Source organism: Campylobacter sp. RM9333 (genome assembly GCF_020137705.1).
GTDB lineage: Bacteria > Campylobacterota > Campylobacteria > Campylobacterales > Campylobacteraceae > Campylobacter_E.
On record NZ_JACGAY010000014.1, the window covers coordinates 16,079 to 29,403 of the forward strand.

Here is a 13,325-nt window from a genome sequence, read left to right on the forward strand (position 1 = left end):
TTACAGGAGTTAAAAATGTTAGAAGATTTAGGCATAAAGCCGGAGAAGATTTTTTACAATTTAAGTTATGATGAGTTAAGAGCTCACGAGTTAGAGTGCCGTGAAGGTGAAGTTTGTCAAAATGACACATTTGCAGTTGATACAGGTATTTTTACGGGTAGAAGCCCTAAGGATAAGTATTTTGTAAATTCTCATCCATCAAGTGAAAATATAGCGTGGGGCAATGTAAATAGAGCTTGCACTAAAGATATTTTTGATGATAATTTAAGAAGAGCAAAAGAATATTTAAATGGCAAAAAGCTTTATGTTATGGATGTATTTTGTGGAGCTAGTCTTGATAGTAGAAAAAAAATAAGATTTATAACAGAAATTGCGTGGCAAGCGCATTTTGTTAAAAATATGTTTATTCGCCCAAGTGATGAAGAGCTTAAAGACTTCAAACCTGATTTTGTAATCATAAATGCGTGCAAATTAAAAAATGAAATGTATAAATATCAAGATTTAAATAGCGATGTATTCGTAGGATTTGATATAGAAAATAACATAGGATTAATTCTTGGCACTTGGTATGGTGGCGAGATGAAAAAAGGTGTGTTTTCTATGATGAATTACTGGCTGCCTTTACAAGGTAAGATGAGTATGCATTGTAGTGCGAATGTTGGTAAAGATGGAGATGTTTGTTTATTTTTTGGTCTTAGTGGCACAGGTAAAACTACTCTTAGCACAGACGCAAATCGTGCTTTAATAGGTGATGATGAGCATGGTTGGGATGATAATGGTGTGTTTAACTACGAAGGTGGTTGTTATGCAAAATGTATTAATCTTGACCCAAATAGTGAGCCTGAAATTTACGCAGCGATTAAGAGAAATGCTTTACTTGAAAATGTAGTTATAACTTGCACTAAAGAAGTTGATTTTTGTGATGCTAGTAAGACAGAAAACACTCGTGTAAGCTATCCAATAGAGCATATTGAAAATCACGAACCAAGCTTAAAAGCAGGTCATCCATCTAATATAATTTTCTTATGTGCTGATGCTTTTGGTGTTTTACCTCCTGTATCAAAACTAAACAACACTCAAGCAATGTATTATTTTTTAAGTGGATATACTGCAAAAGTTGCAGGAACTGAGCGTGGCATAAAAGAGCCTGTTGCTACATTTTCTGCTTGTTTTGGCGAACCATTTATGCCACTTAGTCCTAGTGTTTATGCGAAATTATTGGGCGAAAAGATTAAAAAACACAATGTAAATGTATATTTAGTAAATACCGGTTGGAGCGGTGGAAGTTATGGCGTTGGTAAAAGAATGAGTATAAAAGCAACTAGGTCTTGCATTAACGCTATTTTAGATGGCTCTATTCAAAATTGTGAATATTACAATTATGATGTATTTAATTTAGCAGTGCCAAAGAGCTTAGATGGGGTTGATGAAAAATTATTAAATCCTATTAAAACTTGGGAAAATGAAGCTGATTTCATAGCTACAAGAGATAAATTAGCAAAAATGTTTATAGAGAATTTCAAAAGATACGGCGATAAGGCTAATGAGTTTTTAGACGCTAGTCCTAAGCTATGAGCCTAGATAGTTTTTTACAATTTAAAATAAACAAAGATGGTTTAAAACCAAGAAAACTAGATACCTTACCACGATTTGCCCTAATTTATGGGGCAATTTCTAGTGGTAAAAAATCTTTAGCATTTTATAATTTAGATGAATTTACTTATATTAATATGAGTGATTTAAGATTTATAAATACTGATTTTAAAAGCTTCATAGAAAAAAATAAAATCAAAAATTTAATAATAAATGAGCCTTTTTTAGAATTTGAATTAGGAAATTTAGAGCGTTGTTATATATTAAGCTCTAATAAAAATTATTCTTATAAAGACTTTATTAAAATAAGGCTTAATTTTTTAGATTATGAAGAATTTATTTCATTTTCAAAGAAAAATTATAGCCCTAGCGAGCATTTATCAAATTATTTATTATTAGGGCAAAATCCTGCCAATGTGGATTTAGACCCACTTAATGCTGCTTTAAATACTCAAGCTATTTTAAAACAGCATTTAAGTGAAAACGAAATAATCACTCTTAAAGAATTAGCTTTAAAAATAGGCGTTCAAACAAGTATTTTAAGTCTTTTTAGTGAGTTTTTAAAACATAAAAAAATAGCAAAAAATGATTTTTTTAAATGCGTTTATTCTTTAGAAGATAGATTTTTATTGCATTGGGTAAAGCATATTAAAAAAAATCTAAAAAAGCCTTATTTTTATGATTTTTCAATGAAAAACTCACTTAGTTTTAAAAAGGATTTTTCTAAAACTTATGAGAATTTAATAGCTAATGAACTTTTGATGGTTTATGATGAGATTTTTTATGATGATGATATAAATTTTATTATTAGTTCGGCTAGTTTAGGAATACTATGCGAAGCTTTTACTAATAAAGATTTTATAAAATTAAAAAGCAAAAAATTAAGCAAAAAAGCCAAAGAATTAGGGCTTAAAAATATCTTAGTTTTATCATTAAACGAGCAATTTAATTTCGTTAATGATGAAATTAGATTTATAGGACTTACTTTAAATACTTGGCTAATTTCAAAGGAATTAAATGATTGGGATTGACGAAGCTGGGCGTGGAGCGTTTGCAGGTCCATTAGTGCTTGCAGCTTGTAAGCTAAAAATAAATATAAACGAATTAAATGATAGTAAAAAACTAAGTGCAAAAAAGCGTGAGAATTTGTATGAGATAATTAAACAAAACTCTGATTATTTAGTAGTTTTTGTTGATAATGAATATATAGATTTAAATGGAATTAGAGCGGCTTATCAAAAAGCTTTAGGAGAAATTATAGAGCATTTTGAAAAAGATGAATTATTATTTGATGGTAATACTGATTATGGAATGGGTATAAAAACTCTAATAAATGCTGATGAGATAGAGCCTTGCGTTATGGCTGCAAGTATTTTAGCTAAGGTTAGTAGGGATAATTTTATGGCTAATTTAGATGATAATTTATATGATTTTAAATCTCATAAAGGCTATGGAACCAAAGCTCACATAGAAGCTATTAAAATTCACGGCTTAAGTTTATTACATAGAAGGAGCTTTTGTGCTAAATATAGTAGATGATTATTTAGCTACTGCTAAGGGTAAAGAGCTTTTAAATGCTTTAGATTACGAATATGAAAATAATATAATTTATCCACAAAAAAAGGATTTATTTAAAGCCTTTAAATTATGTGAAATTCCAAAAGTAGTGATTATAGGACAAGACCCATATCACGATGGAAGTGCTGATGGTTTAGCGTTTTCATCTAGTATTAAAATTCCACCTAGTTTAAGAAATATTTTTAAAGAAATCTTAAATGATTATCCAAATGAAGCTGTATTTTTACAAAGTGATTTGAGCTATTTAGCAAGACAAGGCGTGGCATTATTAAATGCAAGTTTGAGCGTGCAAAAGAGCAAACCTAATTCTCACAAGCATTTATGGGAAGATTTTTTCCTTTATGTTATACAAAGGATTAATAATGATTATGATAATTTAGTCTTTATGTTGTGGGGGAGTTTTGCAAATAATTATGCAAAATATATTGATACTAAAAGGCATTTAATATTAAGCTCGGCTCATCCAAGCCCACTTGCAAGGGGTAAATTTTTTAACAATCAACATTTTTTAAAGTGTAATGAATACTTAAAATCAAAAAATAAAAGCCTAATTAATTGGCTAGAATAGTTTTTAATAATGCTTAATTTATTAATCTTTTGTATAATGTAAGTTTTTTCAAAAAGGAGCAAAAATGGCAGATTTAGATAAAGAATTAGAGGTTTTGTTTAAGGACAATACAGATGATTATTTAACTTATGAGATGATAGTTAAGTTATTTAAAAAAGCTCCAACAGCAGCAAATATAAAGACTATTAAGAATTTAGTAAAAGAATATAATGTAAATCTTCTAAGCTCGGCAGAAATTGCTAAAATGAGAAATCTAAAAGAAGCAAAAGAAAGAGCAAAACAAAGAGAATTATTAAGAGAAAATGAATTAGAAGGCGATTTAAGCAAAGATTATGATTTAAGCGAAATTAGTAGAAGTGAAAGCCCTGTTAGAATGTATTTAAGAGAGATGGGGCAGATTGATTTGCTTAGCAAAGAAGAAGAAGTTGAAATAAGCAAAAGAATTGAACTTGGCGAAGATATTATAATTGACGCTTTTTGTAGCGTTCCTTATCTAATTGATTTCATATTAGACTATAAAGATGCTTTAATTAATCGCGAGCGTCGTGTGAAAGAATTGTTTAAGAATTTTGATAATGATGAAGATGAAAATGAAGAAGATTTAGAAGAAGATGAATTAGATGATAGCGATGAAGAAAGAAAGCCTGTAAAATCTTTAAAAGAAGATAAAAGAGCAATTAAAGTCATTGAAAGCTTTAAAGCTTTAGAAAAGGCAAAAAAAGAATGGTTAAAAAGCTCACACAAAGAGCAACTTAGCAAAGATGAATTGCAAAATCATATAAATATTGCTTTCAAAAAGAATATTTTAAAAGAAAAATTATTAGCTTTAGGGCCAACTTCTAAACTAATTAATGAAATCGTAAAATCTATGGAAACGGTTTTAAAAAGTGATGTAGATTTTGATAAAGAATTAAAACGCTTAGAATATCGTTTGCCTATGTTTAGCGATGAATTAAAAGAAAGACATAAAAAAATCTTAGATAATATTACTAATTTAAGTAAAGAAGAAATCACAGAATTAGCTTTAGAAAATACTATGGTTAGCACTTATATGGAGATTAAAAAGCTATTCCAGACAAAAGAAGCTAGTGAAAATTGCTTTGATATGGATAAAGAAAGATTAAAAGAGATTTTAGAGCAAATCAAGCGTGGTAAAAATATTAGCGATACTGCAAAAGGTAAGATGGCTAGGTCAAACTTAAGATTAGTTGTAAGTATTGCTAAACGCTATACCAATCGTGGTTTAGCATTTCTTGACCTTATTCAAGAAGGAAATATCGGTCTTATGAAAGCGGTTGATAAGTTTGAATATAAGCGTGGATATAAATTCTCAACCTATGCTACTTGGTGGATTAGACAAGCAATTAGCCGTGCAGTAGCTGATCAAGCAAGGACAATTAGAATTCCAATCCATATGATTGATACGATTAATAAGATTAATAAATTTAGTAAAAAGCGTGTGCAAGAATGTGGAAAAGAGCCTACAATTGATGAAATTGCTAAAGAAATAGGTATGAGTGAAGATAAGGTTAAGCAAGTTATGAAAATAGCAAAAGAACCTGTAAGTCTTGACGCACCTGTTGGAAGTGATGATGATGGAAGATTTGGCGATAGCGTAGAAGATAGAAGTAGCATTAGTCCGCTTGAGCATATTTTAAAAGAAGATTTAAAAGAGCAAATAAATGGAGTTTTAGAGCAACTTAATGAAAGGGAAAAAACCGTTATTAAACTTCGTTTTGGACTAACTGATGATGAGAGTGATAGAACTCTTGAAGAGATAGGAAGTGAGTTAAAAATCACTCGTGAGCGTGTAAGACAAATAGAAAGCACAGCTATTAAAAAACTTAAATTCCCTAAATACGGAAAACAATTAAAAGGAGCAAGTTCGTGAAAAAATATGAAATATTTAATGTAAATTGCTCTCATTGTGTTAAAAAAATTAAAGATAATTTAGAAGATGAGTTTAATAATATTACTTTTAGTGATGATTTAAAAACAATTATCATTGATTGCGATGATAAAGATTATCTTAGCAAATGCTTAGAAGAACTTGGCTTTAAATTAGGCAAAGAGATTTGAATTTCAAAAGGCTTTTTAAAAATTATTATTAAAAAGCCTTTTTATAGCGTTAGAATTTATAAAGCAAAAAACAATCAATTTTATTTTAATATTAGTTAAGATTATAAGCTAAATAACGATTTGAGATTAAATCTAGGTTATGAAAGAATTTTCAGTGCTGATTTTAATATTAACAATCAATTTAACATAGCTATAAGATATATTCTAAAACATTTCTAACATTGCTAGGGGTTAATATTAAATATTTTTTATTACTAAACGAAACAATATAATTATAAATCATAAAATAATATTAATAATTTTATAAAGCTTGAGTTATAATGCAAAAATTATTTTATAAATAATATTAATTTATTTGAATATATATATAGGTTGTTTAAATGAGATTATCAAATACTAATATTACTAAGCCTATTTTGAATGTTGTGTGTAAAGATATTAGAGCTTTAAACCAAGTTGTTTTTAATCAAGCAGAGCAAGTAAAGGCTACTGATGTAAAAAGCATATATAATACCGAGTATAAAACTAATAAAAATGATTTTTATAATACTTATTTTTCTTTTAATCAAAAAACAATAGGATTTGATTTAAGCAATAAAAATCGTGAAAAATTACAAGAATTTTTTAATGAAGATAATTTTAAATATTTTGATGATAAATTGATTTTGCAAAAAGACGCTGCTTCTTATGTTGGTTCTTGGTTTAATTATGTTGCTTTTAAGCAAAACTATTTAAATGCAGATATTAATAAAAATGGTGTTTTAAATAAAACTGAAATGTTAGATATAAAACTTCAATTTCCAAATAGCAATGTTTTTACTAATATTAGTAAAACTGATATAGATTGTCTGGAGCTTTTAGGAGAATTGCAAAACTATACAAGTATTAGTAATATGATGAATTATTATATTCAAGATGATAAAAATTATGATTTAGCAATAACAGGTCTGGAGAAAAACGGAGTAGCTGGGATTAATTATGTAGTAGAAATAATTATGAATAATATTGATAAAAATAAATTGCAACAAAGTATTACTAAAGCAACTCAAGAAGACATTAAAAGACAAAGCGATTTAGCCAATGCTCTTATAAAAATAAATAATGATGATTATAGTAAGCTTAGTGAAGATGAGAAAAAAATCTTAAATTCTTTAAATATAGAAATTAATCTAATAAATATAATAGGTGAAGATAAAATAAATGAATTAGTTAAAAATAATAAATTAGATGATTTTATAGATTTTACTAAAGACTTTTTAGAAGAATTAAATAATATAAAATTAATTAACATTAAGGTTTAAAATATTTTTTTTAATTTAATGTTACTAAAAGTTACAATTTATCAAGATATTAAATAAAATAGTAATAGTATTAAATAAAATCAAATTATAATAATTCAAATCAATTTTAATATATTTAATTTCACAAAAATACTAGTTCGTATCATAAGTTTTGGTATTTTAAGATAGCTTTTTTGTAAGTATTCTAAAGATATTAAAGATCAATTAATTGTGGTTATAGCTATAAATATCGCAAGTATATGTGTATGAATTATTGATTTAACGGCAGACTTTATTGCCGTTATGTTTTTAAATATTTAATTAAAGTAATAAACATTAAGGATTATTTATGAAACACTATATTAACAATACTTCTAACACTCCAATTATGTGGCAAGATAATATTGCTAAAAAAGAGTTAAGCACACAAGAACTAGCAAGTATAAATGCTAGTATAAAGAGCAATTCTTTTAGCGTTAAAACAAATAGAGCACAAGATTATAATACTTATTTTAAATTTGGTAATGAAAACATTGGAGTGAAATTAAATGAAGCTAGTATTGAAAAATTAAAAGATTTTTTTGATGAAGATAATTTCATTAAAACTAATAAAGGAATTATTTTAGATAAAGATGCAGCTTCTTATGTCGCTGGATGGTTTAGTGATATTGCATATAAACAAAAATTTCTTGAATCAGATATTGACAATAACGGAGAATTAACTCACAAAGAAGCAAGGAATACATTAAGTGGATTTGATGAAGATGCAGTTCTTATAAGCGATGAAAAAACCAAAGAAAAATATATAGTTTCAAATTCTATTACGAAAACTTATAAGAAAAGTGATTTTTTACCAAAAAATGATGGTTATTATTCAGATATTTCAAATTCTATCAATGATGCTATAAAAGATGATAAAAATCTTGATGGTATTATTACATTTGGTGAGTTTATGGATGTAGGTGAAAAGGGATATTTTGAAGATTTTATGAGCGAAAGTGGTTCTAGTGCTCCTGCAATTAGCCTTGATGATTTGATAAATGGACTTACCAAGCATTCTAGGCAGCTTGCCGAAAAAGCTGAAGAAAAATTAACTGAAGTAATAGCCAAGATTAAAAAGCTTGGGGTTGATAAGTTAGACCAAAGTGATAAAGATGTATTAATTCAACTAGGAATTGACCCTGCACCTTATGAGAGCGAATTTAAATTAAAACAGATTATAAGTGATAAACTAAATATAAGTCCTGATAAAGTAGAAAGCCTAGCAAGTGAAAATAAATTAGATGATTTTGTAAATTTTAGTGGAAATTTTGCAATAACTCTTAGTGAAACAAAATTACTTGATATAAAAGCTTAATTTTTAATTTAAATTCTTTGTAATAAAATGGGCTAGTTTAGGGTAATAAACATTAAGGAACTTTATGAAAATAGATATCTCGCAAGTAAAAAATACTGCTATTGCTAGGAAAAGTGATATAAAAATTAAAGAATTAAACACTCTTGATATAAATAAATTAAATGCAAGTATTAATTCAAATTCTTTTAGCTTTAAGACAAATAAAGAGCAAGATTACAATGTATTTTTTAGACTTGATAAAGATAATATCGGAGTAAAGCTTAGTGAAAATAATATTAATAGATTAAAAGACTTTTTTGATGAAGACAATTTTATTAATACTAATAAAGGAATTATTTTAGATAAAGACGCAGCGTCTTATGTAGTGGGTTGGTTTGCTGATACGGCATATACAAGAAATTATCTTGCAGCCGATAAAGACAATGATGGAGAAATTACGGCTTTAGAAGCTTGGAATTTGTTTGACTTAGTTAATGTAAATTATGAATTATTACAAGATGAAAATAAAGAATATTTCCTAAAGGCAACAAATATAGATGAAACTTATGATTCAAATAGAATAGCTCATAGTATTGAAGGTAAGTCTGATTTAAGTGAGGCATTAGATATTATAATTGATATGGACAAAGACTTAGATGGTAAAGTTACAGCGGGTGAATATTGGAATGTGGAAGATAAAGATTATATAAATGAGTTTGGGATTGTATATGATGATGAAAATCACTCTTTTATGAGTATTCCACATAAAAAAATTAAATTTAATATAGCAGAAGAAGAGCTTAAGAGATTAAAAGAACAAATTAAACTTAATAATATAATTGCAAAACTTAAAAAATCACAATCTTTAGATAATAACGAAAAAGAAATATTACAAAAATTTAATATCCAAAACATAAGTAATGAATTAAAAATAAGCGAAGATAAATTAAAAGATTTAATTAGTAATGATAAGCTAGGAGATTTTATAGATTTTACGAAAGAATTTAAAAAAGATTTAAGCGATACAAGATTAATTGATATTAAGGTTTGATATTAGGAGATTTTATGAGAATTAGTGGTTTTGATGTTGATATTTCAAAAGTATTTGATACTAGCTATCATAAGGCGAATTTGAGTAATTTTCACAATTTAAATCAAGAGCAAATTAATGCTATAAAAGATGATATAACAAATCAAAATTATGTTCTAAAAACAAGTGATAAAGACAATATAAATGTTGTTTTTAGTTTTGATAATAATACTCAAGGAGTTAATCTTAGTAAAAATACTATTGAAAAATTAATGGCTCATTTTGATAAAGCTGATTTTATCTTAAGTGATGATAAGCTTATTTTAAATGGTAATGCTGCTAATTTTGTCTCAAGCTGGTTTAAAACAATTGCTTATGATTTAGGACTTGCAAAAGCTGATAGCAATCAAGATGGTAGGATAAATAATGATGAATTAAGTAATGCAAGGCTTGAGGTTGGGGTTTATGGTGAGTTTAATGGATATATTTATGTAGTAAATAAATTAAGTGATGAAAGATTTATAAATACTAAAACATATGATAAATTAACTTTAGAAATTGGCACAAGTATTAGCGAGTATTTAGATAGTGTAATATCTAGTGATAGGGATTTTGATGGGGTTTTGAGTTTTGCTGAGATTAATTTTGAAAATATTAGCGAAGAACAAGATTATAAAAGTGAATTAAAAGAGAAAAATACAGATATAAAACGCTATCAAAATGAATTTCAAAGGTCAATTGCTTATTTTGCAAAAGAAGGTCAAAGTACCGAAGAAATTAAAAACAAGCAAAAAGAAAAAGAATTAGAACAAGCCGAGCTTTTAGCAAAACTTATGCAAATAACTCAAAAAATCAAACAACAAGGCTTAAATTCACTTACAAGTGATGATAATAAAATCTTAGAAAAATTAGGCAAAAGTGCAAATGCGATTGCAAATAGTGTAGAAATTGACTTAAGTATTAGTGTGGTAGAAGATTTAGTAAATAACAAAATCTTAGATATAAAAGTCTAGTTTTATGATTTTATTTATGCTTAAAATTAAGTTATTTTGATACTTATATAAAATCTTAGAATTTGAAATTCTTATTTTAAATTCTAGAATTTCAAATAAGAATTTCATCAAACTATAAAGTATTTTTGAGCATCATCTTTACTCAGTGCATTAGCAAAATAATTATTTTGCATAAATTCACAATCTTTATTAGTAGGATTTTTTGCATATGCAAGTGCTAAAGAACAAGCAAGTTTAATATCTTCTAAACTAGCGTCATTATCAAGTAAAGAAATAGCACCTATTAAATCGGTTCTAATTTCGCTCATTTTTATCTCTTCATTATCTAATAATTTTAAGATTTTTAGACCTTCTTCTTCATTTCTTGAAATTATCATTTTAGCACCATTTGGCAGTCTTAAATGCCTTCCATATCTTAACAATTCAGCGTTTTTACTATCTAGCGTTTTGTATTTTAGATAATCTTGGATTTTGTTTTTATATGCTTGTAAGGTTAGCAAACACCCACCAGCAGGGCTTTCATAATCGCTATAACCATAAACTTTTGCAAGTTCCATTTGTCTAGTTCTACCCCTACCACTAAAATCAAATAATTTTTCTCTATCAACCCAGCCTTTAAGTTCAGGCATAGTAGGTGCTAGTAATTTTGCACTAAGTGGGCGTAAAATGATATTATTTAAATCTTCGCTAAGTTTTGCAACACTATTTAATGCTTGTGCTCTTTGGCTCATTGGACGCTGACCTAGCACTTCTCCACTAATTACAAAAGAAGCACCTAAATCATCACACATACTAAGAGCAGTTTTAAACATATACCCATGACAATCAATGCAAGGATTAATAGCCTTTCCATAGCCATATTTTGGATTTAACAATACATCTTGTAAATATTTACTACTAATATCAACAACCCTAAAACTAGCTCCAGCCATATTTGCACGACGCTCTAAAAGGGCGAAATTCTTTCCGCCAAACCCTGTATCAATGTGAATAGCTTCAACTTCTATTCCTTGCTTTGCAATGGTAGTGATTGATAACATACTATCAAGACCACCACTAAATAAAGCTAATGCTTTCATTTATTCTCCTAATTTTCTTATATTATCTTTAAGCCTTGCTCTTTCATCATCGCTTAATTGCTTATTATGATTTGCTATTAGTTCTACTAGGCAATGATAAGCCTTTTTTAAACCATCATTACTATGAATTAATTTATGATTTTTTATTAATTCTTTAGCGTAATTTTTAAAAAGCAAGGCGTTTAGGATATTACAACTTGCGTAATAATTGGCTAAATTATTAAAAAATACTAAGATATTATCTACTTTTTTAGTAGGGTGAATATTGTTTAAAAACTCTAGCATATTAGCATTTGCGTAGTTTTTATTTAATACATCATCAATTAAATTATTATGAAAATATTCTCTTAAAATAAGAATATTAAAATTAGCTTTTGAAATAGCTAAAAAATAAATTATCGCATCTTCTAAAGAATTGCTTTGAGCTTGTTTAGCTTGTGGTTTTTTATCTATTACTTTTGCTTTTATTCCGTTTAATAAATCAAAATCAAGCCCATAATTTTCGCAAAATATTTTAAGATGAGTATTGGCTAAAAATTTATCAATAGTATTGGTGTAATTTAGCACGGCTGAATATGCTTGTTTGATTAAAAATGGCTCAATTTTGCTTATGCTTAATTTGTCTATATAATCTAAATTCAATTCTTTTTTAAATATATATTCAATACAAAAACTAATTATATTAATAGTATTATTTAGTTCGGTTTTTAGCTTTAATTCTTCATTATTTTCAATGTATTCGCCTGGGTCTTTATATGTTTTTAGCCTTATTACTTCGGCGTTGTAGCCAAATTTACTCAATAAAACTCCCGCTTTAAAAGCAGCTGCATTTCCCGCTGCATCTTTATCAAAGCATAAAGATACAAAACAATCTTTTTTAATTAATTTTAAATGCTGTTCTGTTAGTGCAGTTCCTAGCACTGCTACTGAATATGTAAGTCCTGCTTTATGAAGACTTATTGTATCCATATAGCCTTCGCAAATTATCATTCTTTTGTGTTTATTAATATCATTTTTTGCTAGATGATAAGCGTAAAATATACTACTTTTATCAAATAGTTTTGAAGCGGGAGAATTTACATATTTTGCAGGATTTTGTGGATTTAATGTGCGTCCTCCAAAACCTACTAAATAACCTGTATTATCGTAGATTGGAAAGGTAATTCTTTCTATAAAAGATGGATAAAGTCCATTATCGTTTTTTTTAACTACCCCTTCTATCAATGCTTGCTCTAAAGCTATATTTGATTTTTGCAAAATCCTTAAAGTATCATTTGCACTTGGTGCGTAGCCAAGATTAAACTTAATTCTTAAATCCCTTGTGATTTTTCGCTTTTCAAGATAGGCAATCAAATTCCCACGGATATTTAATTCACTTATATAATATTCGTTGAGTATTTTACAAGCGTCGTTGTTTTGAATAATTTTTGTTTTTTTATCATCTTCTAAAATAAAGCCATAAATATTTGCTAATTCTTTTACTGCGTCTATAAATTCTAAATTATGATATTTTTGCATAAAGCTAATAGCATCACCATTCGCCCCACACCCAAAGCAGTGAAAATATCCTTCATTTTCACGAACAGCCATACTAGGATTTTTATCAGCGTGAAACGGACATACGCACATATAATTCGCACCATTTTTATGCACGGGAATGTAGTTTGAAATCAAATCAACAATGTTAATGCTATCTTTTAATCTTTGAATGCTCTCGTTTGTAATCATAAAAGTATTATATGTATAATTAATTAATTTTATTTAAAGGA

At 27.4% G+C, this 13,325-nt stretch carries 12 protein-coding genes; 10 read left to right on the forward strand and 2 right to left on the reverse strand.

Annotation, left to right across the window (positions count from 1 at the left end; genetic code table 11):
• The first annotated feature begins 15 nt into the window (after window positions 1–15).
• The 10 genes from pckA (at window position 16) to AVBRAN9333_RS06030 (ending at window position 10,477) form a co-directional block, all read left to right on the forward strand.
• Window positions 16–1,575 carry a phosphoenolpyruvate carboxykinase (ATP) gene (gene pckA, locus AVBRAN9333_RS05985; protein ID WP_336609601.1) on the forward strand — a complete coding sequence of 520 codons (1,560 nt, stop codon included), beginning with the start codon at window positions 16–18 and terminating at the stop codon, window positions 1,573–1,575.
• Entirely contained in the window at window positions 1,572–2,624 is a 1,053-nt protein-coding gene (locus AVBRAN9333_RS05990; RefSeq protein WP_336609602.1) for a hypothetical protein, read from the forward strand. Before pckA ends, AVBRAN9333_RS05990 begins: the two co-directional genes overlap by 4 nt.
• A complete protein-coding gene (locus AVBRAN9333_RS05995) occupies window positions 2,611–3,132 on the forward strand; it encodes a ribonuclease HII (protein ID WP_214118597.1) in 522 nt (173 codons plus the stop codon). The genes AVBRAN9333_RS05990 and AVBRAN9333_RS05995 overlap by 14 nt, the downstream gene beginning before the upstream one ends.
• Complete coding sequence (locus AVBRAN9333_RS06000; protein WP_336609603.1) at window positions 3,113–3,739, forward strand: uracil-DNA glycosylase; 627 nt, start codon at window positions 3,113–3,115, stop codon at window positions 3,737–3,739. Before AVBRAN9333_RS05995 ends, AVBRAN9333_RS06000 begins: the two co-directional genes overlap by 20 nt.
• A 64-nt stretch (window positions 3,740–3,803) precedes the next feature.
• A complete protein-coding gene (gene rpoD / locus AVBRAN9333_RS06005) occupies window positions 3,804–5,630 on the forward strand; it encodes an RNA polymerase sigma factor RpoD (protein ID WP_214118593.1) in 1,827 nt (608 codons plus the stop codon).
• Entirely contained in the window at window positions 5,627–5,818 is a 192-nt protein-coding gene (locus AVBRAN9333_RS06010) for a hypothetical protein (RefSeq protein ID WP_214118591.1), read from the forward strand. The genes rpoD and AVBRAN9333_RS06010 overlap by 4 nt, the downstream gene beginning before the upstream one ends.
• Before the next feature lie 380 nt (window positions 5,819–6,198).
• On the forward strand, window positions 6,199–7,119 hold the full coding sequence (locus AVBRAN9333_RS06015; RefSeq protein WP_214118587.1) for a hypothetical protein: 921 nt from the start codon (window positions 6,199–6,201) through the stop codon (window positions 7,117–7,119).
• 328 nt (window positions 7,120–7,447) lie between these two features.
• Complete coding sequence (locus tag AVBRAN9333_RS06020; RefSeq protein WP_214120485.1) at window positions 7,448–8,455, forward strand: hypothetical protein; 1,008 nt, start codon at window positions 7,448–7,450, stop codon at window positions 8,453–8,455.
• A 64-nt stretch (window positions 8,456–8,519) separates the two neighbouring features.
• Complete coding sequence (locus AVBRAN9333_RS06025; protein WP_336609604.1) at window positions 8,520–9,485, forward strand: hypothetical protein; 966 nt, start codon at window positions 8,520–8,522, stop codon at window positions 9,483–9,485.
• A 14-nt stretch (window positions 9,486–9,499) separates the two neighbouring features.
• A complete protein-coding gene (locus AVBRAN9333_RS06030; RefSeq protein ID WP_336609605.1) occupies window positions 9,500–10,477 on the forward strand; it encodes a hypothetical protein in 978 nt (325 codons plus the stop codon).
• 107 nt (window positions 10,478–10,584) lie between these two features.
• Here the strand turns inward: AVBRAN9333_RS06030 and AVBRAN9333_RS06035 are convergent, their stop codons facing one another.
• Window positions 10,585–11,556 carry an argininosuccinate synthase domain-containing protein gene (locus AVBRAN9333_RS06035; RefSeq protein WP_214118699.1) on the reverse strand — a complete coding sequence of 324 codons (972 nt, stop codon included), beginning with the start codon at window positions 11,554–11,556 and terminating at the stop codon, window positions 10,585–10,587.
• On the reverse strand, window positions 11,557–13,284 hold the full coding sequence (gene dnaG, locus AVBRAN9333_RS06040; RefSeq protein ID WP_336609606.1) for a DNA primase: 1,728 nt from the start codon (window positions 13,282–13,284) through the stop codon (window positions 11,557–11,559).
• Window positions 13,285–13,325: the final 41 nt, after the last annotated feature.